The sequence below is a fragment of the Streptomyces arenae genome (assembly GCF_022343545.1).
Classification (GTDB): domain Bacteria; phylum Actinomycetota; class Actinomycetes; order Streptomycetales; family Streptomycetaceae; genus Streptomyces; species Streptomyces humi.
In genome coordinates this window covers 1-26,484 of the sequence record NZ_JAKQYH010000080.1, presented here as the reverse complement: position 1 = coordinate 26,484, position 26,484 = coordinate 1, and the positions used below count along the sequence as shown (strand labels likewise).

Annotated in this window: 15 protein-coding genes and 1 pseudogene; 12 read left to right on the top strand and 4 right to left on the bottom strand. The window is 72.8% G+C overall.

Annotation, left to right across the window (positions count from 1 at the left end):
• Positions 1 to 106: 106 nt before the first annotated feature.
• From MB828_RS38360 to MB828_RS38345, 4 genes and pseudogenes are all read left to right on the top strand, one after another.
• A pseudogene (locus tag MB828_RS38360) lies at positions 107 to 397 on the top strand (IS1380 family transposase); the annotation flags it as partial.
• Positions 398 to 655: 258 nt separating this feature from the next.
• The gene (locus tag MB828_RS38355) at positions 656 to 5,194 is read left to right on the top strand and encodes a DNRLRE domain-containing protein (RefSeq protein WP_301652195.1); all 4,539 of its coding nucleotides are present in this window, start codon (positions 656 to 658) and stop codon (positions 5,192 to 5,194) included.
• Position 5,195: 1 nt separating this feature from the next.
• Positions 5,196 to 5,645, top strand: a complete 450-nt coding sequence (locus MB828_RS38350; protein WP_301652194.1) for a hypothetical protein — start codon at positions 5,196 to 5,198, stop codon at positions 5,643 to 5,645.
• A 635-nt stretch (positions 5,646 to 6,280) separates the two neighbouring features.
• Positions 6,281 to 6,820 (top strand): AMIN-like domain-containing (lipo)protein, encoded by a 540-nt coding sequence (locus tag MB828_RS38345; protein ID WP_301652193.1) that lies wholly within the window; start codon positions 6,281 to 6,283, stop codon positions 6,818 to 6,820.
• A 62-nt stretch (positions 6,821 to 6,882) separates the two neighbouring features.
• Here MB828_RS38345 and MB828_RS38340 read toward each other — a convergent pair whose 3' ends face one another.
• From MB828_RS38340 to MB828_RS38330, 3 genes are all read right to left on the bottom strand, one after another.
• Entirely contained in the window at positions 6,883 to 10,257 is a 3,375-nt protein-coding gene (locus tag MB828_RS38340; RefSeq protein ID WP_301652192.1) for an AfsR/SARP family transcriptional regulator, read from the bottom strand.
• A 357-nt stretch (positions 10,258 to 10,614) separates the two neighbouring features.
• On the bottom strand, positions 10,615 to 11,946 hold the full coding sequence (locus tag MB828_RS38335; RefSeq protein WP_133022227.1) for an MFS transporter: 1,332 nt from the start codon (positions 11,944 to 11,946) through the stop codon (positions 10,615 to 10,617).
• A 130-nt stretch (positions 11,947 to 12,076) separates the two neighbouring features.
• Entirely contained in the window at positions 12,077 to 12,601 is a 525-nt protein-coding gene (locus tag MB828_RS38330) for a flavin reductase family protein (protein ID WP_301652191.1), read from the bottom strand.
• On the opposite strand from MB828_RS38330, the gene MB828_RS38325 reads away from it, so the two are divergent.
• The 7 genes from MB828_RS38325 (at position 12,570) to MB828_RS38295 (ending at position 24,975) form a co-directional block, all read left to right on the top strand.
• Positions 12,570 to 16,985 (top strand): amino acid adenylation domain-containing protein, encoded by a 4,416-nt coding sequence (locus tag MB828_RS38325; RefSeq protein WP_301652190.1) that lies wholly within the window; start codon positions 12,570 to 12,572, stop codon positions 16,983 to 16,985. The two genes, MB828_RS38330 and MB828_RS38325, sit on opposite strands and share 32 nt — an antisense overlap.
• Positions 16,982 to 20,029 carry an AMP-binding protein gene (locus tag MB828_RS38320; protein WP_301652189.1) on the top strand — a complete coding sequence of 1,016 codons (3,048 nt, stop codon included), beginning with the start codon at positions 16,982 to 16,984 and terminating at the stop codon, positions 20,027 to 20,029. Before MB828_RS38325 ends, MB828_RS38320 begins: the two co-directional genes overlap by 4 nt.
• A gap of 35 nt (positions 20,030 to 20,064) precedes the next feature.
• Positions 20,065 to 21,621: an AMP-binding protein gene (locus MB828_RS38315; RefSeq protein ID WP_301652188.1), complete on the top strand. Its 1,557-nt coding sequence runs from the start codon at positions 20,065 to 20,067 to the stop codon at positions 21,619 to 21,621.
• Between the two features lie 60 nt (positions 21,622 to 21,681).
• Positions 21,682 to 22,674: an LLM class flavin-dependent oxidoreductase gene (locus tag MB828_RS38310; RefSeq protein WP_301652187.1), complete on the top strand. Its 993-nt coding sequence runs from the start codon at positions 21,682 to 21,684 to the stop codon at positions 22,672 to 22,674.
• 4 nt (positions 22,675 to 22,678) lie between these two features.
• Complete coding sequence (locus MB828_RS38305) at positions 22,679 to 23,488, top strand: thioesterase II family protein (protein ID WP_301652186.1); 810 nt, start codon at positions 22,679 to 22,681, stop codon at positions 23,486 to 23,488.
• A 68-nt stretch (positions 23,489 to 23,556) separates the two neighbouring features.
• On the top strand, positions 23,557 to 24,648 hold the full coding sequence (locus MB828_RS38300) for a polyprenyl synthetase family protein (RefSeq protein WP_301652185.1): 1,092 nt from the start codon (positions 23,557 to 23,559) through the stop codon (positions 24,646 to 24,648).
• Positions 24,649 to 24,834: 186 nt separating this feature from the next.
• The gene (locus MB828_RS38295) at positions 24,835 to 24,975 is read left to right on the top strand and encodes a hypothetical protein (RefSeq protein ID WP_301652184.1); all 141 of its coding nucleotides are present in this window, start codon (positions 24,835 to 24,837) and stop codon (positions 24,973 to 24,975) included.
• A 9-nt stretch (positions 24,976 to 24,984) separates the two neighbouring features.
• Here the strand turns inward: MB828_RS38295 and MB828_RS38290 are convergent, their stop codons facing one another.
• The gene (locus MB828_RS38290) at positions 24,985 to 25,551 is read right to left on the bottom strand and encodes a PadR family transcriptional regulator (RefSeq protein WP_301652183.1); all 567 of its coding nucleotides are present in this window, start codon (positions 25,549 to 25,551) and stop codon (positions 24,985 to 24,987) included.
• A gap of 267 nt (positions 25,552 to 25,818) precedes the next feature.
• Between MB828_RS38290 and MB828_RS38285 the strand changes: the two genes are divergently transcribed.
• A partial coding sequence (locus MB828_RS38285; protein WP_301652182.1) for an RNA polymerase sigma factor occupies positions 25,819 to 26,484 on the top strand: 666 nt, incomplete at its 3' end.

The window sequence follows — 26,484 nt, the reverse complement described above, 5'->3', positions numbered from 1 at the left end:
TCTCAGGTGAAGAAGAGCATTGGGTTGTACCCGCGGGTCCACGTCGAGAGCGCACACCTTCTTCGACTGGCTCTCCTGCCGGGGTCGGTGGCTGTTGTACTCCGAGCGGCCCGGCGCCTGGGTTGCGGAGATCACCGACATTCCCGAACTGAGCACCTGGCCGAAAGACATGAGGCTGATCGTCCGCAAGGAACGGCCGTACCTGGGCGCCCAGTTGTGGTTCACCGACGACGACGGGCTGCGGCTGACCCCTTTCGCAACCAACACAAAGGGTGGCCAACTCGCCGACCTCGAACTGCGTCACCGCCGCCGGGCCCGCTGCGAGGACCGCATCCGAGGCGCGCGCGACGCCGGTCTGCGAACTCTGCCCCTGCACGGCACCGCACAGAACCGGATCTGCCGCTGTGTTCCGCGTCGATGGGTGTGCGGTTCAGTTCCGTCACGCTGGAGTGTGTCTGATCTGGGATCACCGGACGGGCCGTCAGAACTGGAGCGAGCTCCTCCCTCTGTGAGGGTGTGTGCGCAGGCCTTAAGATCAACCAATCTTTAGTCAAGATGGCTGAAAGGAATCCCTGTGCACCACTCCGCCCCGGCCGCCCCGGCCCCCGGCCGACGAAGATCCCGCCGGAGGCAACGAGCCTTGGCGGCGGCCCTGTTGGCCGCTCTCGTATGTGCCCCGCTGCCTCTGCTCAACGAGCCCGCGTTCGCCGACGACGCCGACTCGACCACCGAAGCCCCAGCGGTGCAGCGGACGTCTGGTGCCCGGACCGAGCTCGTCTCGGAGCGCACCGCGTCGACCACCACGTGGGCCAACGCCGACGGCACGACCACCGTCGAGTCGTACACCGGCCCGATCCGGGTCAAGCAGCAGGACGGCAGCTGGCAGCCGATCGACACCACCCTCATGTCCGAGGACGGCGTGGTGCGGCCGAAGAACGCGGCCGCCGACATCACTTTCTCCGGCGGCGGTTCGGGCGAACCGCTGGCCGAGGTCTCCCGGGGCGGCCGTACCCTCGGCCTCGACTGGCCCACCAAGCTGCCCGAGCCGCGCCTGGACGGCCCGACCGCCGTCTACCCCGGCGCCGTCGAGGGCGGTGACCTCGTGGTGACCGCCCTCAAGGAGGGCTTCTCCCACTCCATCGTCCTGCGCCAGCGCCCCGACGGCCCGGTCAGCTATCGGCTGCCCGTCTCGGCCGACGGCCTCACCCTGCACGAGACCGCCGACGAACGGCTGCGCTGGAGCGACAGCAGCGGTCATACGGTCGCCACCGCGCCGATGCCGGTGATGTGGGGTTCGGGCGAGAAGCGCGCCTCCGGTGAGCCCGAGGACCTTGCGGCCATCGACGTCACGGTCGAGCGGGACGCGGACACTGGCGACCAGGTCCTGGTCATGGAGCCCGACCCGGAGTTCCTCGCCGATCCCGAGCTGAAGTATCCGGTCACCATCGACCCGACCGACTCCCTGTTCGGCCCGGTCACCGACACATGGGTCCAGTACGACGACTACCTCACCTCGCAGCGCGGCTCGACCGAGCTGAAGGCCGGTACCTACAACGGCACCGAAAAGGCCCGCTCGTACCTGAAGTTCGACGTGGCGAAGTACGCCGGCAAGCACATCGTCGACACCGACCTGCGCCTGTACTCGTACTACTCGTCCACGTGCTCCACCACGAACTCCGGCAACCAGGTGCGCCGTATCACCTCCACCTGGGACCCGTCGGCCATCACCTGGGCCGACCAGCCGACGACCACCTCGACCGGCGCCGTGACCTCCACCGCAGCCAAGGGCTACAACTCCAGCTGCCCGGCCGGGCACGTCTCCTGGGACATCGACGGGATCGTCCAGGCCTGGGCCGACGGCCAGCCGAACTACGGTGTGCGGATGGCGGCCGTCGACGAGACGGACCCGCTGACCTGGCGCCGCTACTACTCGGCGAACCAGACGGACGGCTCGCACAACGCCGCCTATGAGCCCTCCCTGACGGTCACCTACAACACCAAGCCCGGTACCGCGACGGCCGTCTCCCCGCTGTCCGGCACCTATACCTCCGACACCACGCCCACTCTGTCGGCCAAGGCCGTCGATGCCGATGCCCAGCAGCTCACGCTGACCTTCGAGGTCTGGGCGGCGAACGGCACCGCGGCCCTGCAGTCCGGCACCTCCGGGTCCGTGGCCTCCGGCGCGGTGGCGACCCACACGGCCGGCACCTTGGCGGCGGGCGACTACAAGTGGCGGGCCAGGGCGTCCGACGGCACCGACAGCGGGGCCTGGTCCGGGTGGCAGACGTTCACCGTGGACACCACCGTCCCGTCCGCTCCCGCCATCACCTCCACAAGTCACCCCTCCGCGTCGGCCTGGTACGACGCCACCACGTTCACGGGCACGCTCGCCGCGACGGATGCCTCCGGCGTGAGCGGATACGCCGTCAAGCTCGACCAGAGCCCGACGACGTCCGCCGGAACCACCGTCACGCAGACGACGGCCGACGTGAACTGGTCCGGGCGTACCGACGGCACCTGGTGGGTGCACGCGGCCGCCAAGGACAAGGCGGGGCTGTGGTCCCCGACCCAGCACCGCAGCTTCAACGTCGACACCACCGCCCCGGGCGCGCCCGGCGGCCTGGTCTCCTCCACGCACCCCGTGACGACCAGTGCCTACGCCAACCGCACCGCCTCGTTCAGCTGGTCGGCGCCCACGGACCTGTCCGGCGCCGCTGGTTACGTCGTCACCGTGGACCGTGTCGCGGACACCCTGCCGGCCACCACAGGCACGGTGCAGACGTCGACGAAGCTCACCACCACCGTGAACGCGGACGGCACCTGGTACCTGCACGTGCGGGCCAAGGATCAGGCGGGCAACTGGTCGTCCACCGCCGCGCATCTGCCGTTCCGCGTCGACATGACGCTGCCGCCCAGCCCGGTGATCAGCTCCGCCACGCACCCGGACCAGACGGGCGCGTACAAGAGCGGTTCCTTCAGCGCGACGTGGACCGCGCCCTCCGGCTCCTCCGCCGGGTACAGCATCGTCGTCGACGACACCGCCGACACCACGCCCGACAGCACGGCTGAGACGACCGGCACCTCGTACACGACGACCCGCACCGAGGGCACCTGGTACCTGCACGTGCGCGGCATCGACGGCAACGGCACAGGCGGGGCGACCTCCCACTACCGGTTCACCGTCGACACCACGGCGCCCGGCGCCCCGGCCGTGACCTCCGTGGCCTACCCGTCGAACGCCTGGGCCGGTGGAGCACAGGTGACCGGTACCTTCACGCTGACGCCCGAGGGCACCGACACCCGAAGTCTGACGTACTCGGTCGACGGCGGCACCGCGCAGACCGTCACCACCACAGGCGGCCCGGTGGCACTGCCGATCACCCCGGCCACCGAGGGCAGCCACCAGCTCGTCGTCACCGCGACCGACCGGGCCGGCAACGTCTCGCCCCAGACCAAGCGCGCCTTCCACGTCGGACGGGCGGTCGTGACCGCGCCCGCCAACGGCGAGGTGCTCGTGGGTTCGGCCGATCTCGCGGTCAGCGCCCCGGCCTCGCTCACGGACGTCACCTTCCTCCAGCGAACCGCGTCCGCGGACCCGTGGCAGGTCATCCCGGCCTCCCAGGTCACCCGCGCCGATGGCACCGCCGTCACCTGGCCGGTGCCGCTCACCGGCGGCGCGGCGCCGAAGCTGCTGTGGGACACCTCGTCCCTGTCCGGCAGCGGCAGCCGGCAGATCGGCGCCCGATTCGGCGGGACGTACGCCCCGCCGGAGGCCGAACCGGTCTCGGCAGTGGTCGACCGCGTCGAAGTCATCGACAGCGGCCAGAGCGACACCATGCCGGAATCGGAACCAGCCCAGGCATACGCTCTGGAGCAGGCAGAGGCCCGCGCGGCCGAGAACCCCGATACCTTCGCCCCGCCCTACGTCGACGCGGCGACGGGTGAACTGGTCGCGCCGGTCGCGGAGTCGGCCTCGGCCGACGAGGCGTCCGCCCCGATCCAGGTGACTCAGGCCCCGTCCGACGAGGGCAGCGGACTGCCCACGGACGACACGGAGGACGGCACCAAGCCCGACACCGAGCCCAACGAGGCCGAGACTCCGGCGCCGCCCGCCGACGGGTCCGTGGAGACCACCGGCGAGGAGTCGTTCCCGATGCCCGAGGACACCACTGAGACCACTCCGGCGCCTACCGGGCCGACCCTCACCGAGCAGGTCGTCCCGCGCACCGAAGTGGTGGACCACAGCGTCACCGCGCTGGCGTCCGTGCGCGACGAGGTACTCCAACTGTCGGAGGCGGAACTGCCCGGCGTGAGCGGACTGCGCGTCGCGTCCGTCGACGCCGCGGAGAACCGTGTCGTCGTGGGGACCGAGACGGCCGCCCCTGAGCTGGTCACCGCCCTGGGCGAGCGATACGGCACCGACACCGTGGCGGTGCAGCTCATGTCCGGAGCCGACGGCCTGGAGCCCCAGGCGACCCGCTACAACGACACCTCGCCCTACTACGGCGGGGCACGCATCTACTCGCAGATGACCGCCAGCTCGGCGGCCTGGTGCACGGCGGGATTCGCCTGGAGGTACAGCGGCAAGTGGTACATGGTGACCGCGGGCCACTGCACCTCCGGCAACGGAGCCATAACGAACCCCAGCGGCACCGACTACATAGGTCCCGTCGTCCGGGACAACTGGAAGAACGGGTACGGTTCGGTGAAGCTCTCCGGCCAGAGCTACTACTCGGGTGACCTGTCGCTGTACCGCGTCAACAGTGACAGTTCCGCCTCGGCCCGGATCTACAAGGGCGGCAAGACATCCAGCTCGTCCCGACCGGTCCAGGACTACTGGCGGCGCTGGGCACAAGAGGGCGACAAGATCTGTACGGGCGGCATGATGACCGGCGAGAAGTGCGGCTGGGAGGTCACCGACACGCAGGCGACCGTCCACTATTCCGGCGGTACGACTGCCAAGAACATGGTCGTCGCCAAGAAGACGTCCGGATCCTGCACGATCAAGGGTGACTCCGGCGGCCCCGTGTACACCGTCGACGGCAGCGGACGCGCCTACGCCAAGGGCATCATCTCCGGCGGCGGTGGCGGCGGCAGCGACAACAGCGGCGGGTTCTTCGACCCGTGCTGGCTGTACTTCACCGACATCGGACTGGCCAACAGCGCCTTCCCCGGCACAGTAGCGAGGTACTGACATGCGCCGTGCCCTTCTCACACCGTTGCTGGCAGTGGCCCTGACCGGTTGTTCGCTCCTCGGCCAGGACGCGTCGTGCACCGAGGCCGACGCGGACTCGCAGGTCTCCGCCGTGTGGCGGCCCGCCGACTTCGGCGGCCGGGACGCGGTGAGGATCCGGCTGTGCGTGGACGGCACCTGCGAGGAGCGGACATCGGGCCGTCCCGATGACCCGATCGCCTCGCTGTCGGTCCACCTCCCCGACGACATCGGTGCGTCCACCGTGCCGGTGCGGCTCACCGTGACCTCCGTGAAGAGCGGCGACACGGTCGTCGAGGACAGCACTCGGGCCAGACTGACGGAGCAGCACCCCAACGGCACGTCCTGCCCGCCCACCACTTGGACGGCAACGTTCCGTGCCCACCCGCAAAAGGGCCTCACGTCGCCCAAGGGCATGAAACTCCAGGGCTGAGCCCCTACGCAAGCGCCCGTTCCCCCGGCACGACCGGAGGGACGGGCGCTTCGCGCCGTTCCCCCGCCATGTCGTTCTGATCGCATGCGTCTGAGCTCCGTAGAGTCACGGGAATGACCGATGAGCAGCAGTATGAGCGGGCCGTGGTGGGGGCCTGGGTGAGGATCGAGGCGTGGCTCGGGCGGCACGCGCCTACCGGATCCACAACGGCACCGGTCATCCAGCGGACTTCGGCTGGACGCCCGAACCCGGGACCGGGCTTCCTCCTCAAGGGGAGGGAACAGCCTGGCTGTTGCCGATGCGGCACGCGATCCCCCCCCCGGTGCAGCATCTGCCGGCCTGGGACGAAGGCCCCCACACCATCGGCCGGCCCGCCGACCCCGGCCACAGGACCGTCCGGTCAGGGGTCGGCCGGCTCCGATGACGATCGCGAGGATCGATCAGGCGCTTGCGGCGAAAACCATGGCCGAAGTCATGGTCTGGGAGAGGAGGGAAAGAGGTGAGTCACCTCGTGGGGTGGGTGGGGGCGGAGGGGGTGGTGTGGGGGAAGGGAGGAGGTGCGGGGGTACAACCTTTTGCGGGGTCGGGGGTCTGAACAGGCACAACACACCTGCGCTAGCTACCGGGGGGTAGGCATGCGACGGATAGGTACTGTGCTGGCCGCGATGATGCTGGCTGGTGGTGGGCTGCTGGGCGGTGCGGTTCCGGCGGTGGCCGCGCCGGCCGCCGTGGACTGCGGCGTGACGTGGGGAAGCCTCGACAAGAGCGGGGACTCCGTTGTCAACAGGCGGCTGGTCGGCGTGCGGGCCGGGCAGCACGAGTGCTACGACCGGCTGGTCTTCGATGCCCAGGGCACCTCGGCCGACCCGATCCGGTACTCCGTGCGCTACGTCGACGTCCTGCACCAGGACCCCAGCGACGTCGTCGTTCCCATCAAGGGCGGCGCCATTCTGGAGATCTCGCTGTTCTCCTCGCGCTACGACCCGGCGACCGGACAGCCTTACCCGGCGCTTCCGGCCGTCGACGTCACCGGATACCGGACCTTCCGGGAGTTCAAGGTCACGGGCGGGTCCGAGGGTTACACCCAGGCGGGGCTGGGTGTCCGCGCCCGGCTGCCGTTCCGGGTCTTCCAGACGGCCAACCACCTCGTGGTGGATGTGGCCCACACCTGGTGAAGCCGTGGTGCTGTCGGGGGCGCTCGACATGAGTGCCGAGCGCCCCCGGGTGCCTCGACGGGTTACTGCTCCTTGACCCCGGGGCCGATCTCCACCGTGGGCGGGACCGCCTCGGCCGGGCGGCGGTCGGCGGTTCGCGGGCGGGGGACGCCGATGCCGGCGGCGGGGATCGTCTGGCGGGTGGGGAGCGGGAAGAGGCGGGCCACCCGGGCGGTCGTCTCGGCCGCCTCCCATTCCTCCAGCAGCGCCCGCGTCCGTTGCTCGCCCAGCCGGCGTCCGGTCTGGCGGTGGACGGCCAGCGCGCGACGGGCGAAGTCCCGGGCCTCGGGACCGCCCGGCGTGTGCGTGCGGGCCAGGATCAGCAGGCTGTCGGCCTCCGACATCCGGTAGTGGTGGGTCACCGCCAATTGCAGCGCCTGGTGGGCGTAGTCACGCGCGGTGTCCGGGCGCCCCAGCGCCTCGGCCGTGGCCGCGGCCGCCACCAGGGCTCTGCTGTGCCAGCCCGGGTTCCCCGACTCGTCCGCCAGGACCACCGCCGCGAGGTGTTCCTCCATGTTCCGGTCGACCGTGGCCAGGACGCTGCGTGCCAGCCAGCTCCAGCGCGGGGCCTTCAGACCCCGCGCCAGGCGCCACGCCTGTTCCGCACACTCGCGCGCCGCCACCGGCCGGCCGGCGTCCAGGTGGACCGTGGCCAGCTCGCTGCGGACCGCCGACTCCAGGTCGGCGTCGCCGAACCGCCCCAGGGTGACCAGGGCCCGCGAGTACAGCGCGCCGGCCTCCTCCACGTCTCCCAGGGCGTGTTTCGCGAGCGCCAGGTTGACCAGGACGTACGGCTCCTGGTTCCGCGCGCCCGCCGCCGTGGCCAGTTCCAGCGCCCGGCACCGGACACGCAGCGAGTCGCCCAGCCGGCCCAGCTCGAAGTACACCTCGCCGAGCCGCGACAGCGTGACCACCGTGCCGGCGGTGCCACGGTCCGACGGCGCCGCGGGCAGCACCGACTCCAGGCGGCCCGCCGCCTCGTCGAGGTGCCCGGTGAAGATCAGGATCTGCGCGATGAAGTTCTCACAGCCGTCGATGCCGTGGCGGTGGTCGATGGCCCGCGCGATCGACAGGGCCGACTTGAAGCACCGCATCGCCTTCGCGTAGTCGTTCACGCTCAGGTTCGCGTGCGCCAGGCTGTACCAGCCGCTGAACCGGGCCTCCGCGTTGCCCAGGCGTTCGGCGGCCGTGATGGCGGCGTTGGCGGCGTCGATCCAGTCACCCACGTTCATCCGGCTGGCGAAATAGGGGCGCAGACCGTCGGCGATCCGCCAGGTGTGGGTGCCGATCGGGTCGTCGTGCAGGGCGGCGATCAGGTTCGGGATCTCGTTGTCGAACCAGGCCAGCGCCTCGGCAGCGGTGTCGAAGTCGGCGTCCGGGGAGTGTTCCGCGCCGGACAGCCGGGCGTATCCGGGGTACGCCAGGGTCTGCGCCGCGAGCGTGCGTTCCAGGTACCAGCGGGTCAGCCGGCCCCGGGCCCGCTCCCGTTCCGGCGCGGAGTCCTCCGCCTCGGCGCGTGCCCGTGCGTACAGGCGGGTCAGGTCGTGGAGGGCGAAGCGGTCCGCCGCCGACTGGCCGATCAGGTGGGCGTCCAGCAGCCGGTCCACCAGCCGGCCGGCCTCGGCCCGGCTCAGACCGGCCAGCACCGCGGCCGCCGCTACCGTGAAGTCGGGGCCCGGGGCGAGCCCGAGCCGGCGGAACAGGCGCCGGGCGTCGGGGTCCAGTGCGTCGTACGACTGCCCGAGGACGGTCTGCATCGTGCTGTCGCTGTCGCCGGGGGTCTGGAGCGCGGTCAGCCGGTTGCCGTCGAGCAGGTCCCTGATGTGGTCGGCGATCGACGCCGGCGGATGGTTGGCGATGTTGGCCGCGGCGATGCTCAGCGCCAGCGGTATCCGCCCGCACGCCTCGGCCAGGCTGTGGGCCGCGTCCGGCTCGGCGCGCAGCCGCTCGGTGCCGAGCATGCGCTCCAGCAACTGCTCGGCCTCCTCCGGAGACATCGGCCCGACGGCCACCTGACGCGCCCCGTCCCGCACCACCAGGCCGGTCAGCCGGAAGCGGCTGGTGATCAGGGTCGCCGAGCCCGGCCCGGTGGTCAGCAGGGGGCGGACCTGGTCGACGGAGCGCGCGTTGTCCAGCAGCACCAGCAGGCGCTTGTCGGCGACCGTCGACCGGTACAGGTCGATGAGCTCGTCCGACTCGGCCGGAATGGCGTCCCGGGGCAGACCCAGCGAGCGCAGCGCGCGGGCGATCGTACGGGCCGGGGTCATCGCGCGTTGAGTGTCGTGGCCATGCAGATTGATGTAGAGCTGGCCGTCGGGGAAGCGGTCGGCCATCGTGCGGCCCCAGTGCACGGCCAGCGTCGTCTTGCCGACGCCGGCCGGGCCGACCACCGCGACCGTGCCCGGGGCCCCTTCGTCGGACAGGTTCCCGGCCAGGAAGGCGTCGAGCTGGTCGAGCACGTCCCGCCGGCCCACCAGCGGCGGCGTCGACGGCAGTTGCATCGGCACCGGGGGCGCAGGGGGAGCCGGGGGCGCGACCGGGGTGTCGGGCAGCGCGCCGTCCGACGGGGCGTCGGGGACGGCGACGGCGGGGGCGGGTTCGGGCTCGGCGCGGACGTGCACCGGCTCGGCCTGCGGGACCGGGGCCAGGACGTCCAGCGCGGGATCGGCCCGCAGGATCGCCAGTTCCATGTCGGTGAACCGGCGGCCCGGGGTGAGCCCCTGCTGCTCGGCCAGCAACGAGCGCAGCTCGCGCGCCTGTTCCAGCGCCGCGGTCTGCCGGCCCGAGCGGTACAGCGCGAGCATCAGCTTCGCGCGCAGGTTCTCGTGCAGGGGGTGCGCCGCGACCAGCGGCATCAGGTCGTCGATGAGCGCGCCGTGGTGGCCCTCGCCGATCTCCAGGTCCGCCAGTTCCTCGTACGCGGTCAGGCGCAAGCTGGTCAGCTGGGTCTGTGCCGACTCGGCGTAGCTGACAGCGATGTCGGCCAGCGGTGTGCCCCGCCACAGCGCGAGCGCCTCGCGGATCAGGCGCACCGCCGAACGGGTGTCGCCGCGCGCGGCCTCCTGACGGGCCCGGGCCATGCCGCCGCGGAAGACGTCGAGATCGAGTTCGCCGTCGTCGACGGTGATCGAGTATCCGGGGGCCCGGCTCTCGACCGGGATCCTGGCTCCGGCGTCCCGGCACACCCGGCGCAGCGCCGCGATGTCGGCCTGGATCTGGGAGCGGGCCGTCTGCGGTTCCGAGCCGCCCCACAGCGCGTCGATCAACTGCCCCGTGGAAACGACCCGGTTGGCGTGCAGCAGCAGATAACCCAGAACTGCCCGGCAGCGCGGCCTCTTCACCGCCAGCGGTATGTCCTCGAAGTCGATCCCGACCGGTCCTAGTAATGTGTAATGCATCGCCGTCAGTAACCCCCGTAAGCCGGGGGTCACCCGCCGGGGTCGCCGGCCGGCGCGCCCGGCGTGCGTCGTCAGCTGCCGTTCGCCTGCGTGTGCCCAGCCACCATTGCATGCTGATCGACTTGCAGTCGAGACCCGCATTGCGGACGCATGGCAGGTGCATAAGGCCACTTCGATAGCGTCTTGGGTGAATTGTGAAACCTGTCTGCACAGGCGCGGCGGTTGTTTTCGGAAACGGGCTGGAAACGACGGCGGAACCCGCGAAAAGCATGAATTCGGTGAGAACCGAGCAATGGGCGAGAACCGTGCGGTCCGCAACGGCCGTGCGTTTGTCGGACGTCGAAGACCGCTCGGTGTTCAGGGGGCCGACGGGCCGGGTGCCTCCGTGGGGACCGTCACGGGGGAGGCGAGCGGTGCGGTCCCGGCGGGCGCGGTGGTGTCCTGTTCGCCGACGATGCCGATGGTGCCGTCGGAGAGGCGCTGGACCGAGCGGACACCGGGCGACAGGTTGAGCAGCAGGCAGGGCGTGCCGATGACGGCCGCCGCCACCAGCAGCGTCGTACGCATCCCGAGGAAGTGGGCGACCGGAGCGGCGGCGGCGTAACCGGCGGGCATGGCGATCAGCGAGATCATCCAGTCCAGCGAGCTGACGCGGGCCAGTATCTCCTCGGGGAACAGCTGCTGTTGCGTGGTCGCCAGCACCTCGCCGACGAGCGAGGTCATGATGAAGGCCACGGCCACACCGAGGGCGATGACGAACAGCGGGGCGGGCGGAGCGAGCAGGGCCAGCGGGAGGATGCCGAGCACGGCCGCCGCGTTCGTGGTGACCAGCGGGCGGCGCGGCCGGTAGTGCAGCGCGGCCAGCCCGCCGACGATGGAGCCCACCGAACCGGTGATCATGATCACGCTCCAGGCGGTGGCCCCGCCGTGGCCGTCCTGCATCACGACCGGGCCCAGGACGAAGAAGAACGCTATCGCGAAGTTCCACACGCCCCAGCAGAGCAGGTTGGCCAGATACCAGCGGCGCTCGGCCACCGCCTGCCAGCCGTCGCGCAGATCGGCGAAGAAGTGCTGCTTCTCGGAGCGTTGCACCTGCCGGTGCAGGTGCATGCGGGAGACCAGCACGAAACTCAGCAGGAAGCTGACGGCGTTGACGAGGATCGCGGTGCCCGGACTGGAGACCGCCAGCAGCAGCGCGGCGAGGGCCGGGCCGAGCACCTTGGTGGTGCTGTCGGTCAGACCCAGCAGGGCGTTCGCCGGTTGCAGATGCTCACTGCCGATGAGCTCGGGCAGGACCGCCCGGGACGCCGGCGTGAAGAAGGCCATGGCCATGCCGGCGATGGTGTAGGTGACGGCGAACTGCCAGACCGCCGCCTGGTGCAGGAAGATCATCACGGCGAGCAGGCCGTAGCAGACCGCCTGGATGGCGTCGGTCGCCATCAGCACCAGCTTGCGGGACAGCCGGTCCGCCCAGACGCCGCCGACCGGCAGCATCGCCACCTGGCCGACCGCATGGCAGGTCAGCACCGTGCCGACGTCCAGGGCGCTGCCACCCGAGCGGAGGATGGCGAAGACCACGGTCACCGGTATCAGGGCGTTGCCCAGGGCGGAGATGCTGCGAGCGGTCCACAGGAGTTGGTAGGGGCGCTCCCGTAACGCGCTCAACGACTTCGGCATGGATATGGGCATGGGCGGCACGCTCTCCTTGGTCGGTACGCAACCGTTGCATTGGATCTCGATGTCTACAAGGTCTCCTGGCCGCGGCCGGAACCGACGGCGCTGCTCAACGGCCGGATTCGGCCCTTCTCGGCGACGGCTCTCACGGGCCGACGGCGTACTGGTCGTTCCCGTACAGGACGGTCGCCGGCCCGTCGTTGACCTGGGTCCACCGGGCGGTGCCCGCGATCAGGGTGTGGTCCAGGAGCGACACCGTCTCCCGCACGGCGCAGACCACGGTGACGGAGGCCCGGGTCAGTACGGGCACCCCGTCCACCCGGTGCCAGGACACGCCCGCGAACCGCTCCGCCGGGGTGCCCGAGGCGAACTGGGTCACGAGTCCGCGGTCCGCCCAGGAGAGCACGTTCACCGCGAACCGTCCCTCCGACCGGATGCGGGCCAGCGTGCGGCTCGCGGTGTCCAGGGACAGCAGCACACTGGGCGGGTCCACGGACAGCGACATGACGGCGTTGGCGGTACAGCCGACAGGCCCGGTCGTGGTGATGACCGTGACACCGGTCGGCAGGCGGGAGATGGCGTGACGGTAGTCCTCGGCGGAGACGCTCAGACGGCTCGGCACGCGGTCCGCCGAGGCCGTGCGCACGGTCGCGGCGGCGGAACGCGCCACGCCGTTCATGGTCTGGCTCACCGCGCTGTCCGTGCTGGTCCAGCGCATGTCCGGGCACGGGGAAGCGGTCCTCGGCACCGTCGTCGGCCGCCGCGACGCCGCCTCGCGGGACACCGCCGGGTTCATCACCAACCAGGCCGCGCTGCGGGTCCGGCTGCCCGCCGGGGCGACCTGGCGCGACGCCCTGCGCGTGGCCCGGGAGGCGACCCTGTCCGCCTTCGACGACGCCGACATCCCGTTCCGCCGGGTGGTCGAGCGCCTTGCCCCGGCCCGCCGCCCCGAAGGACACCCGCTGTTCCAGGTGCTGCTCGGCGCCCGCCAGCCGCTGGACGGGCCCGCCGCCGTCGGCCCCCTGACGGTCGAGGCCACCGAGCCCCTCTCCCGCCGCTCGCTGTACGACGTCGAGCTGCAACTCGCCGACCTGCCCACGGGGATGCCGGGTTATCTGCGCTACCGGACGGCGCTGCTGGATCCGGCGACGGCCGACGCGGTGGTGACCGGCTTCGTCGGCCTGCTCGAGGCCCTGACCTCCTCGCCCGACAGCCCGGTGGCCGAGACGGCCGAGGCGGCATGGCCGGCCGGGCTCAGCGGCCCCGCCGAGGCAGGTGCGGGTGCGGGTGTTGCTGTGGGTGCGGCTGTGGCTGCGGGTGCCGGCAAGTCCGGTGACCGGGCCGCAACGCCGGCCACCGGGCGGGCCGCCGAACCGTCCGCCGGCCGGGGCGCCGAGGTGGTGGGCCGACGGACCACCGGGCGCCCGCGCCGTCAGCCGTCCAACCCCACGCAACGACGAGTCGCGGAGGTGTGGCGAACCGTCCTCGAGCAGGTGCCGCCCGGCATCGACGACGACTTCTTCGCCGTCGGCGGCCATTCCCTCAGCGCGGTCCGGGTCGCCTCCCTGCTGGCCACCGAGTTCCGGCTGCCCGTCACGGCCCGTGCCCTGTTCGACCATCCGACCGTCGCCGAGGTCTCCGCGTACCTCGACGGCTGGGCCGCCGCCGGAGCCGGCCGCGCCGACGCGACGGCACCGGCCGTACCCGCCCCGGCCGCACCCGTCGCGGTGACCGAGCGAACGGCGGAGGGCGCGCCGCTCTCCGCGACCCAGCGGCGCATGTGGCTCCTGTCGCAGCTGTATCCCGGCAACGCCGTCTACAACCTGCCGTACGCCTTCCGCGTCGGCGGCGACATCGACGCCCCCGCCCTCGAAGCGGCGCTCGACGACCTCGTCGCCCGCCACGAGGCGCTGCGCACCGTCATCGACGTCCACGACGAGGAGGCGCGACAGCGCGTCCTGCCCGCCGCCAAGGTGAGCCTGGCCGTCGAAGAAGCACCCGCAGCACTCGACGCGTCCGACGCACCCGGAGGTGTCGCGCCGAGTGGTGCCGCTGCCGGAGACCTGGCGGCCTGGGTCGCCGAGCGGATCGACGCCGAGGCCCGGGCCCCCTTCGACCTGTCCGCGGGCCCGCTGATCCGCGCACGCCTCATCGCACCGGGCACCGCATCGGCCGCGCTCGTGGTGACCGCGCACCACATCGCCTGCGACGGCTGGAGCCTGGAGCTGCTCTTCGCCGAACTGGCCGAGCTCTACACCGCCCGCGCCGAGAACCGTCCCAGCACCGCACCGGCGCCGAAGATCCAGTTCATGGACTTCGCCGCGTGGCAGTCGGAGCAGCTGACCGGTGCGCGCCGCGAACGGCTCGCCGAGCACTGGCGCACCGAACTCGAGGGCGCCCCCACGCTCCTGGACCTGCCCACCGACCGGACCCGGCCCGCGCAGCGCCGACCGGAGGGGGACGTGGTCGACTTCGCGTGGCCCGCGGAGGTCGCGGACCGGGTCGCCGAGTTCTCCCGGCGGCACGGCGTCACCGCCTACGCGACGCTGCTGGCCGCCTTCGCCTCGGTCGTCCACCGGCACACCGGCCGCGACGACCTGCTCATCGGCACCCCCGTCGCCAACCGCGTCCGCCCGGAGTTCGCCGGGACCGTCGGCTGCTTCGTCAACCTGGTCCCGCTGCGCCTGCGGGTCGCCCGGGACACCACCTTCCTCGACCTGGCGCGCGCCGCCCACCGCACCATCAGCCAGGCGCAGGAACACCAGGACTTCCCGTTCGAGGACCTCGTCGCACTGCTCCGCCCGGACCGGGACCCCAGCCACGACCCCGTCGTACAGCTGTTGTTCGTCCTCCAGGACGTCGACACCGCCCTCAGCCTGCCCGGCGTCGACCTCACCCCGCTGCCCGCGCACGGCGGGGGCGCGATCCAGGACCTGTCCGTCATCGTCCAGCACGCCGGTGCGGACGCCGGCGGCGGCTTCCTGGGCACCGCCGAGTTCAACACCAGCCTCTACGGCGCGGACACCGTCAGCCGCTTCCTCGGCCACCTGGGCACCCTGCTCGGGGCCGCGCTGTCCGCGCCCGGCACCGCCGTCGCCGACCTGGACCTGCTCACCGGGGACGAACTCGCCCAGCTCGACCGCTGGAACGACACCGGTGTGCCCGCGCCCATGGCCGCGGACGTCCCGGCCCTGTTCGAGCACTGGGCCGACCGGGCGCCGGAGCGGACCGCCGTCGTCGGCGCCGAAGGCGAGCTGAGCTACGCCCAGGTCGAGGCGCGGGCCAACCGGCTCGCGCACCACCTCGCGGAACTCGGGGTCGGCCCCGGGACGGCCGTGGGCGTCGCGGTGGACCGCTGCCAGGACCTGCCGGTGGCGTTCCTGGGCGTGCTCAAGGCCGGAGCGGTCTACGTCCCGCTGGACACCGGTTACCCGGCCGAGCGGCTGGCCCTCATGATCGACGACACCGAGGTCAAGGCCCTGGTCGCGCGGGCCGGCCGTCCGGCGCCGCCCGGCGCCGACCGGCTGCCGGTGGTCTGCCTGGGCGGCCCCGACGACCCGCTGGGCCGGTATCCCGACACCCGGCCGGCCCGGGGCACCGATCCGCGCGACCCGGCGTACATCGTCTTCACGTCCGGTTCCACCGGCCAGCCCAAGGGCGTCGCCATCCATCACCGCGGCGTGGTCAACTCCGCCAACGCGGAACGGGAGTTCGTCGACCCGGAGTCCCCGGACACCGTGATCCAGTTCTCCTCGCCGAGCTTCGACGGCTCCGTCCTGGACTTCACGCTCGCCTTCGCCCACGGCGGACGGCTGTGCGTGGTGCCGCGCGACCGCATGCTGCCCGGCCCCGACCTGGCCGAGACCGTCCGGCGCCACCAGGTGACGATGGCGTTCCTGCCGCCGTCCGCACTCGCCGTGATGCGGCCGGAGGACGTGCCGGGCCTGCGCACCATCCTGGTCGGCGGCGAGGCGTTCCCGCCGGAGCTCGGCCCCCTGTGGGCGCCGAACCGCCGGCTCTTCAACATCTACGGCCCCACCGAGACCACCATCTGGTGCACGCACACCCTCCTGGACGGCACCGAACGCAGGCCCACCATCGGCAGTTCCGTTCCCGGCACCACCTCGTACGTCCTGGACGAGCGCCTGCGCCCGGTGCCGGTCGGCGTCCCCGGTGAGCTGTGCGTCGGCGGCCTCGGCGTGGGACTCGGCTACCTGCGCCGGCCCGAGCTGACCGCCAGGCAGTTCCCGCCGGACCCGTACGCGGCCCGGCCCGGCGCCCACCTCTACCGCACCGGCGACCTGGTGCGCCGCCTGCCCGACGGCAAGCTGGACTACCTGGGCCGCATCGACCGGCAGGTGAAGGTCCGCGGCCACCGCGTCGAACTGCCCGAGATCGAGGCCCGTCTGGAGCGGCTGCCCGGCGTCGGGCGCGGTGTCGTCACGGCGCGCCGCGACCGGCCGGGACCCGGGCCGCTGCGCCTGGTCGCCTATGTCTCGCCCGCCGCGCCGCTCGGTGCCGAAGATCTGGACCCCGTCACACTGCGGCGGCAACTGGCGCAGAACCTGCCGGAGTTCATGGTCCCGTCCGTGATCGTGCCGCTGGCCGCGCTGCCGCTCAACGGCAACGGCAAGATCGACCACGGGAAGCTGCCGGAGCCCCCGCGCGAGCGGACCACCGGAGCGGCCCGCGTCGCACCGGTGTCGCGTCTGGAACGGGAGATCGCGGCCGTCTGGTGCGACCTGCTCGGCCTCGACGAGGTCGGCACGCACGACAACTTCTTCGAGATCGGCGGCGACTCGCTGCTGCTGGCCCGGGTCAGGACCCGGCTGACCCAGGTGCTGGACCGGGACATCGCCGCGCTCCAGCTCTTCACCCACCCGACCGTGCACGACCTGGCCGCCGCGCTCTCCGACGACCCGCCCCGGACCACCGCGGCGGCTCCGGCGGCCCCGGCGGGCCGGCCGAACCGGTCCGCGGCGCGCAGCGCGCTGCTGACGCGATCACGACGCGCCACCGCCGGCCGCGACGACGAGGGGAACGAGACCCGATGAACGCCGCTCCGCCGACCACCGCGACCCCCGGGGCACCGGCGGCACAGGTCTCCGGCGCCGCCCGCGCGGCGCTGCTCGACCGGCTCCGCGGCGCACCGCCGGCCGGCACCTGGCCCGCCGACCGCGCCGTGCCGCGATCCGCGCCCGGACGACGGCGTCCGACGCTGGCCTTCGAGGTCCCGGACGATGTCGCCGACGGACTCGCGGCCGCCGCCCGGGAGCGGCGTGTCCCGGTGCTCGCGACGCTGACGGCCGCGCTCCAGGCACTGCTGTACCGGGTCGCCTCGCCCTGGGAGAACGCCGGGGTCGACGAGATCGTGGTCGGGGCCGGGCGGGACGGTTCGTGGGCCCCGCTGCGGCAGTCCCTCGACCCCGACACCCCGTTCTCGGACCTCGCCCGGCGGGCCGCCGCCGACCTGCGGGCCGCGGCCGGCGGCGAGTTCGTGATCGGCGGGCAGACCGGCGCCCTCGGGGCGGACGTCTGCCGGGCCGCCGTCCTGACCGGCGGCGGTGAGCTGCCGCTGGACCTCGTGTTCGCCTTCGACCCCGGGCCCGTACGGCGTGGCTCGCTGGCGTACGACAGCCGGCGGTACGCGCCGGAGACGGCCGGGCGGGTCGTCGCCGGCTACCTGGAGCTGCTGCGCGCGGCGGTCCGCGACCCGGAGACGCCGGTCGGCCTGCTGCCCCTGGTCCCGGCGCCGGCGCGGAACCCGGTCGGGGAGGCGGGCGACGAACCCGCGGCCGGCGAGTGGGAGGTCACCGCGCACGAGCTGTTCGACCGCGCCGCCGCCCGGTATCCCGAGGCCCCGGCGCTGCGCTGGGACGGCGGCGAGATGACCTACGCGGAGCTGAAGGCCGCCGCCGACCGGTGCGCCGGCCGGATCGGTGCCGCCCGCGCCGTCGCGCTGTCCGGGCCGCGCTGCCCCGAACTGGCCGTCGCCCTGCTCGCGATCCTGAAGAGCGGTGCCGGATACGTGCCGCTCGATGCCGCGTATCCCCGTGAACGCCTCGACCACATGCTCACCGACAGCGGCGCCGAGGTCCTGATCGGCCCGGCCGGCATCGGCGACGCGCTCACCGTTCCCGAGGGCGTCCGCGTCATCGACCTGCACGCCCTGCTCGTAAACGCACCGGCCGAGACGGGCACACCGGCCGGGACGGGCACACCGGCCGGGTGGGGCGCGCCGGGCGGGTCGGGCGCGCCGGACGGATCGGGCGCGTCGGGCGGGCTGGGCGCGTCGGCCGGGTCGTACGCATCCGGCGGGTCGGACGCGTCGGACCGGTCGTACGCATCCGACGGGTCGGGCGCGTCGGGCGGGTCGTACGCATCCGGCGGGTCGTACGCACCCGACCGGTCGGGCGCGTCGGTCGGGTCCGGTCACCGGCCGGGCGGTTCGCTGTCCGCGACGCATCGGCCGGCGTCCGCCGCGGACCTCTGCTACGTCATCTACACCTCCGGTTCGACCGGTCTGCCCAAGGGCGTCGCCATGCCGCACCGGCCGCTCGCGTCCCTGCTGGACTGGCAGTTCCGGCACTCGCAGGCCGGCCCCGGCTGGAACACCCTCCAGTTCGCCGCGTTCAGCTTCGACGTCGCCTTCCAGGAGATGTTCGCCACCTGGGGCACCGGCGGCACGCTGGTGCTGGTCACCGACGAGGTCCGCCGCGACCCGGAGCGGCTGGCCGACTGGCTGACCGAGCAGGACGTGCACCGGCTGTTCCTGCCCTTCGTCGCCCTTCAGCAGCTCGCCGAGACGTCCCTGCACTCAGGCCGCCACCCGGCGGCGCTGCGCGAGGTCATCACGGCGGGGGAGCAGCTGCTCGTCAGCCCGGCCGTGCGCGAGTTCTTCCGGCGCACGGGCGCGTCGCTGGAGAACCAGTACGGCCCTTCGGAGACCCATGTCGTCACCGCCGAACGGCTGTCCGCGGACCCCGCCGACTGGCCGGAGCTGCCCGCGATCGGGGCCCCGGTCGACCGCGCGGTGGTGGAGATCCTCGACGAGCGGCTGCAACCCCTGCCGGACGGCGTACCCGGTGAGATCTGCGTCTCCGGTGCCCCGCTGGCCGACGGGTACCTGAACCGCCCGGACCTGACGGCCGACCGCTTCGCGACCCGCGAGCTGCCCCTCGGGCCCGCCGGGCCGGCCAGGGTCCGGACCTACCGCACGGGTGACTTCGGGACCCGGCTCCCCGACGGCCGGATCCAGTGCCTCGGCCGCCGCGACGGGCAGGTCAAGATCCGTGGCTTCCGGGTCGAGCTCGGCGAGGTCGAGACGCAGATCCTGGCCCAGGAGGGGCTGGCCGAGGCGGTCGTCGTCGTACGGGAGGGGGCGTCGGACAAGCAGCTGATCGCCTACTACCTGCTCGCCGAGGGCTGCGACGTCCCGCCGTGGTCGCTCCGTGACGACCTGGCCCGGATCCTGCCCGGTCACATGGTGCCGTTCGCGTGTGTCCCCGTCACCGCACTGCCGCTGACCCCCAGCGGCAAGGTCGACCGGCGCACCCTGGCCGCCCGCCCACTGCCCGAGGACCTGGACGCCGCCTACGAGTCCGTACTCGAACAGCACACCACCACCGCGCCCGCCACCCCCGCGCCCGCCACCCCCGCCGCTGGGCACGCGGCCGGCTCCGTGCCCGCGGCCGCGATGCCCTTCGTGGAGCTGCTGGTCGAGATCTGGGCCGACGCCCTGGCGCGGGACGGCGTCGGTGTGCACGCCGACCTGTTCGCGCTCGGCGCCGAATCGGCCACCGCACTGGAGGTCGCCGCGCAGCTGACGGAGATCTTCCGGCTGACCGTCCCGGCGCGCGTGCTGTTCGACCGGCCGACCGCCGCCGGGCAGGCCGCCTGGTTCGCCGCCCGCGACGCCGCGGGCGACGGCCGCCTGGCCGGCATCGCGCGGCTGCTGCTCGCCGAAGAAGCCTCCGCAGCCGACCAAGCCTCCGAAGTCGAAGCCTCCGCAGCGCCCGAAGCCTCCGCAGCGCCCGCAGCGCCCGCAGCCTCCGCAGCCGACCAAGCCTCCGCAGCCCTCGAAGTCCTCGAAGCCTGAGACCGCCGTCTCCACTCCTGACCGGGAAGGTCGCCATGGAAGACCACATCAGCACCCTGTACGACGTCTTCGCCGCCACGGCACGGCGTCACCCCGAACTGCCGGCGGTCGAGCTGTCCGCGTCGTCGATCGGCTACGCCGAACTGGAGCGCGCGGCCGAGGCCCTGGCCGAGAACATCACCGCCGCGCACGGCAGCGTCCGCTCGGTCGCCCTGCTGGCCGCGCGCAGCGGTGTCGCCTACGCCGGCTATCTCGCGGCCCTGCGCCTGGGCGCGCAGGTCGTGCCGCTGAACCTCAAGTACCCGCCGCGGCGCAACAGCGCCATCTGCGAGCTGGCCGACGTCGATGTGATCATCGCCGACGCGTCCGGGCAGCAGTGGCTCGAACACTGCCCCGCCGGCACCGCACCGGCGCGCCCGGTCCTGCGGCGCACCGACGAGGAACTGCTGGCCGCCGTCCCGGAGGGCTCGCTGCCGGCCCCGACGGCAGGCCCCGACGACATCGCCTACCTGCTGTTCACCTCCGGCTCCACAGGCCGGCCCAAGGGCGTGCCGATCCGGCACCGCAACGTCCTGGCGTTCCTGGCGCACACCGTCCCCCGCTACGAGGTCGGTCCGGGCTGCCGGATGTCGCACACCTTCGACCTGACCTTCGACCTCTCGGTGTACGACCTCTTCGTCACCTGGGCCGGCGGCGCGACCCTGGTCGTCCCCGAGGCGGCCGAGCTGCTGAGCCCCGTCGACTACGCGGTGAACCGGCGGCTCACGCACTGGTTCTCGGTGCCCTCGGCGGTCTCGGCCGCCGCCGGACTCGGCGGCCTGCCCGCCGGCCGGGCCCCGGAGCTGCGCCACAGCGTCTTCTGCGGTGAGCAGTTCACGTACGCGCAGGCCGAGGCGTGGAGCGCGTTCGCCGCCTCGTCGGTCGTGGAGAACATCTACGGCCCGACCGAACTCACCCTGGCCTGCGCGGAGTTCCGGCTGCCCAAGGACCGCGGGGACTGGCCCGAGACGGTGAACGACACGGTTCCGATCGGCACCGTCTACCCCGGCCTGGAGTACGTCGTCACCGACGACGGCGAGCTGTGCGTGCGCGGTCCGCAGCGCTTCGACGGCTATCTCGACCCGCGCGACAACCGGAACCGGTTCCTCGCCCCCGACACGTCCGGCGGGGACGACACCCCGGCCGGCGGTGCGCCGGACGCGGCGCGGTACTACCGCACCGGTGACCGGGTCCGCCGCGAGGACGACGGCACGCTGGTCCACCTCGGCCGCCTCGACAACCAGGTCAAGATCCGCGGCTACCGGGTCGAGCTGGGCGAGTTCGAGACCCTGCTGCGCCGCCACCCCGGCGTCCGGGAGGCCGTGGTCGTACCCGTGCAGCACCGCGACGCCACCGAGCTGATGGCCTGCTACACCGGCGAGCCGGCCCGCGAGGCCGAGCTGCGCCGCACGCTGGCCGCGGGCATGCCGGTGCACCTGGTGCCGCACGTGTACCTGCACGTGGACGCGCTGCCCCTGAACCCCAACGGCAAGACCGACCGCGCCATCGTGGCGAAGCTCGTCGCCGAGCAGGCCAAGCTCACGCGACCCTGACCCGCCGGGAGCGCCGGCCCGAGAGCAGCACCCGACAGTCGAAGAGAGGGATCGCGAACCGTGCTGACCGTCTATACAACGATGCCGTCCTGGCAGGACCGGACACCGCAGGAGTACCGCCGCAGGGTCGTCGACGTGGCCCGCTGGACCGAGCAGGCGGGCTTCCGCGGCGCGCTGGTCTACACCGACAACACGCTCGTGGACGCGTGGGCCGCGGCGCAGCTCGCCATCGACAACACCGAGCGGTTCGTGCCCCTGGTCGCGGTCAACCCGGTGGACACCCACCCGTTCGCCGTCGCCAAGACGATCAGCACCCTGGCGTTCCTCTACGGGCGGCGCGTCGACCTCAACCTGGTCACCGGCGGATTCTCCCGGCACCTGCGGGAACTGGGCTGCGAACTGGGCCACCGGGAGCGGTACGACCGGCTGGCCGAGTACGGCGAGATCATCAGGCAGCTGACGGCGGCGCCGACGGCGGTGACGTACACCGGCAAGTACTACGCGCTGGACGCCGCCGTGGTCAGCCCGCCGGCCGATCCCGCCCTGGCGCCGGAGCTCTACGTGTCCGGTGCCTCCGACGACTGCCGTGAGGTCGCGGGGCTGCTCGGGGTGGGCCGGCTGTCCTACCCGCACCAGATCGACAGCTATCAGGGTGACCGGCCGCTCGCCGGCTGCGGTGTGCGCCTCGGTGTCATCGCCCGCGACGACGCCGAGGAGGCGTGGCGGATCGCCCACGAGCGGTTCCCGTCCAGCGAGTCGGGGGAGAGACTGCACGAGTGGGCGGTCGGCAAGGTCGAGTCGCACTGGCACCTGAAGCTCTCGCGCGACGCGCTGCGCTCGCACCTGCCCAACGGGGTCTACTGGCTGTATCCGTTCCGGGCCTACCAGACGTTCTGCCCTTACCTGGTCGGGACGTACGCCGACGTCGGTGCGATGATCCGGCGGTACATCGACCTCGGCGTGGACACCCTGGTCCTGGACGAGGTCGTGGAGCACGAGGACCTGCAGCACACCACGACCGCCCTGAACCACGCCTACGCGCAGGCCGGGTGATCCGGTGAGCACGCTGATCCACACCCCGTCCGAATGGCTCCGCGGCTACCAGGAGCGGCTCGACGCCCGGGTCCGCATGGTCTGCTTCCCGCACGCCGGCGGTTCCGCGGCCTTCTACCGGTCGTGGCACCAGGGCCTGCCGCCCCTGGTGGAGCTGTACGCGGTGCAGTACCCGGGGCGGGGCGAGCGGCGTCTGGCACCGCCGGTCGCCGACGTGCGGACCCTGGCCGGACACGTCGTGGACGCCCTGGCCCCGCTGCCCGACCGGCCGCTGGCCCTGTTCGGCCACAGCATGGGCGCCTTCGTCGCGTACGAGACGGCACGCCTCCTCGACGAGCGCGGCACCCCGCCGGTGCACCTGTTCGTCTCGGGGCAGACCGCGCCGTGGATCCCGGGCGACGGGCCGGACGGCCCGGAACGGACCCGCGGCGACCTCGCGGACGCCGGTATCGCGGACGCCGACGACGAGGAGCTGGTCCGCCATCTGGAGCGCCTCGGCGGCACCGACGCCGAACTCCTGGCCGATCCCGGGATGCGCGAGATCTTCCTGCCCTACATCCGCGACGACTTCCGGCTGCTCCACTCCTACCGTCCGACGGCCGGTCCGCCGCTGACCACTCCGATCACGGCGCTCACCGGCGCCGACGACCCGGTGGCCACCCCTGTCGTGGCCGCCCACTGGCGGGACATGACGTCCGCGCGCTTCGCCCTGGAGGTCTTCCCCGGCGGCCACTTCTTCCTGCTGCCGGAGCAGGACGCGGTGCTGGACCTCGTCGCCACGCGGCTGGCGGCGGACCGGGAGGCCGCTGCCTGAGAGCCGTGCGGACCCGGTCGCGCATCATGGGGCGTCCGAGTCCGCCCGTCCCGTCAGGAGCGCCCGCCATGCCCGACACCCCCGGTGCCGACGCCCCGTCGCCGGCCCGTCTCGCCGGTCACGTCCAGGACTTCGAGCGGCTGCTCGTGACGTACTTCGACTCGCTGCGCGACAGCCTCGACGTGCCGTCCTGCGGCGATCTCGCCCCGGAGTGCCTGGAGCTGGTGCGGGAGCTGGCCCTGCGGGGCGGCAAGCGGATCCGGGTCGTCGTGCTGAGGGAGGCGGCCGGGCTGGTGACCGGTGACCCCGTCGCCGGGCTGGACCAGGCCGCCCTCAGCCTCGAACTCCTGCACACCCACGGGCTGATCCACGACGACCTCATCGACGACAGTGCCGTCCGGCGCGGTGGTCCCTCCACGTACTACGCCTACCGTGCGCGGTTCCCCGGGCGGCCGCGGACGGCGCTCGGCCTCACCGTGCTCGCCGGTGACCTGGCGTTGGCGCTGGCCGTGCGGGTGCTGCTCGGGTCGGAGGCCGACGCGTCGGTGCGGCAGGCCATGGTCGAGGAGCAGACCCGGGCCGCCGCCGAGACGATCATGGGACAGGTCGCCGACCTGGAACGCGACCTCGGCGACACGGTGCCGGACGACGAGACCCTGCACCAGGTCGCCGACTTCAAGTCGGCCCGGTACTCGCTGCTCGCTCCGCTGCGGCTGGGGCTGCTGGCGGCCGGTGGGCAACCGGCGCACCACGAGCAGGAGTTGCGTCGTTACGCGCGGCTGGTGGGCATCGCCGCGCAGATGCGCGACGACTATCTGGACCTGTTCGGTGACGGCGAGGAGACGGGCAAGCCGATCGGGACCGACTTCCGGGACGGCAAGCGCAGTTACGTCGTCGCGGCCCTCCTGAACACGCTCACCGGGGCCGAGCGGTCCGTGGTGGAGGCGGCTCTCGGTGCTCCCTCCTGCCCGGCCGGGACGATCGCCACGATCCGCGGGATCGCCGAGGAGCGTGGGGTGGCCGCCCGGCTGCGGGCCGGGATGCGCGACCACGCCGAACAGGCCGCCCGCGTCGCCGGCGGCTGGCGGGGGCGGTGGCGGAGCGAGGCGGTCGGGTTCTTCGAGGCGCTGCCGTACTGGAGCGTCGAGCGGTCCCGGTGACGGCGGGGCGGGTCCGCTGCGGCGGGTGCCCCTTCGCGCGAAGGGTCTTCACCATCGGCCGGCCATGTCCGGAACCTTCGGGGAGCCGTCGGGCACGCTGATATACACGGCGGGTGCAAGCGCGCGCCGCGACCGGACACACACCCCGGACGACGCATCCGCCCCACATGTGATCGGAGTCCGACCATGGGCCGCAGGAACCCGCTGCTCGGGAACAAGGCCGGCGCGGAGCCGCCGCGTGCGGAGCCGCCGCGTGCGGAGGGCGTCGGCCGGGGGGCCGGCGGTCCCGCCACCGGGTCCGCTCCGGCACCGGTCCCGCTGACCTGACGGCATCCGTCATTCGGGGGCGGGTGTGTCCGGGTCCTGGGCCGGCGGCTTCGCCGGGTGCCCCTCGCGGAGCTGTTCGGCCGCCCAGCGGGCCCACTCCTGCTCCAGGACGCGCTGGCGCAGACCGTGTTCCAGGACGAGCCGGCCGCACTCGGTCAGCGCGTCCTTGTCCCAGGCCTCCGAGTCCCGCAGCGCCACCAGCTCGTCGTACTCCTCGGCCATGGTGTCCGCGTGCCGCAGCAGCCGGGCGACGGCCTCCTCGCGCGGCAGCAGTCCCAGGAAGAACGTCTGGAGGAGCATCGGGTTGCGCTGCGGCCGGTGCTCCTCCGTCTCGGCCAGCCAGCGCCGCGCCTCCGTGTGGCCCTCGGGGGTCAGCGAGTACTGCTTACGGCCCCGTGGACCCTCGTCGGTGACCTTGATCAGGCCCGTCGCGTCCAGCTTCGTCAGCTCGCCGTAGATCTGGCTCTGCTTGGCCGGCCACACGTAGCCGAGCGAGGTGTTGAACATCTTCAGCAGGTCGTAGCCGCTGCCGGGACGGAAGACAAGCAGACCCAAGAGGGCGTGACGAAGGCTCATGGCGGCAACTCTAGACCCTCTCCCTCCAATGTTGACAGGTCAGGAGATACCCCTGCCCGTCTTACGGAATCCTGACGCCGACGTTCCGATCTTGACATGTAGATATAGGAGCTTCTACGTTCCACATGTCAAAGTTGGAATCTCGACGGCGGTGTCCCCGCTCCGCGGCCGCGACACCGCCCCCGACCCACCACGGCCTGCCACCCGGGCCGTTCTCCGGTCGCCCGCACCGACGCGTCCGGAAGACGGCGCCAGGAGGGGAAACTCATGCTTCGGGAAGTCACCAGCACCACACCGGCCGAGGACGCCGTGCTGACACGGGCCGCCCAGGCCGGCGAGATCGCCGCGCTCGGGGCCCTGCTGGAACGGCACCGGGCCGGCATGCGCGCGGTCGCGCTGAGCGTGCTGGGGCCGGCGGCGGATGTCGACGACGTGCTCCAGGACGCGGCTCTGACGGCACTCCTGCGGATCGGCGACGTACGCGACCCGGCGGCGGTCGGCGCCTGGCTGCGGATGGTCGTGCGCAACGCCGGCCGGTCCGTGCTGCGTCACTCCGCCCTGGTACGGCCGGTGGCGGAGCCGCCGCTCGTGGCACAGGCCGCCGGGCCGGAGCAGTGGCTGGAGCGCAACGCGGTACGGGACTGGATCTGGGAGGCGCTGGAGGAACTCTCACCGGTGCTGCGGATGCCGCTGGTGCTGCGCTACTTCACCGCGGAGGGCGCCTCGTACGAGCAGATAGCGCTCGCCTGCGGGGTCCCGGTGGGCACCGTCCGCAGCCGGCTCAGCCAGGGCCGCGCCAAACTCGCGCTCGCCCTCGCCGCGACCGCGGACACCGCGCACGCCGACGCCGGGCAACGCGTCCGGGCCAGCCGCGTCGAGGCCCGCCGCATGCTCGCCGCCGCCCGCGACCGATCCCACCCCCACCCCCACCCC

Excerpts from the sequence above, each read along its gene's own strand:
- MB828_RS38290 (WP_301652183.1), bottom strand. The coding sequence starts at position 25,551 with ATGAGCCTTCGTCACGCCCTCTTGGGTCTGCTTGTCTTCCGTCCCGGC.
- MB828_RS38300 (WP_301652185.1), top strand. The coding sequence starts at position 23,557 with ATGCCCGACACCCCCGGTGCCGACGCCCCGTCGCCGGCCCGTCTCGCC.
- MB828_RS38315 (WP_301652188.1), top strand. The coding sequence starts at position 20,065 with ATGGAAGACCACATCAGCACCCTGTACGACGTCTTCGCCGCCACGGCA.
- MB828_RS38320 (WP_301652189.1), top strand. The coding sequence starts at position 16,982 with ATGAACGCCGCTCCGCCGACCACCGCGACCCCCGGGGCACCGGCGGCA.
- MB828_RS38295 (WP_301652184.1), top strand. The coding sequence starts at position 24,835 with ATGGGCCGCAGGAACCCGCTGCTCGGGAACAAGGCCGGCGCGGAGCCG.
- MB828_RS38350 (WP_301652194.1), top strand. The coding sequence starts at position 5,196 with ATGCGCCGTGCCCTTCTCACACCGTTGCTGGCAGTGGCCCTGACCGGT.
- MB828_RS38335 (WP_133022227.1), bottom strand. The coding sequence starts at position 11,946 with ATGCCCATATCCATGCCGAAGTCGTTGAGCGCGTTACGGGAGCGCCCC.
- MB828_RS38340 (WP_301652192.1), bottom strand. The coding sequence starts at position 10,257 with ATGCATTACACATTACTAGGACCGGTCGGGATCGACTTCGAGGACATA.
- MB828_RS38345 (WP_301652193.1), top strand. The coding sequence starts at position 6,281 with ATGCGACGGATAGGTACTGTGCTGGCCGCGATGATGCTGGCTGGTGGT.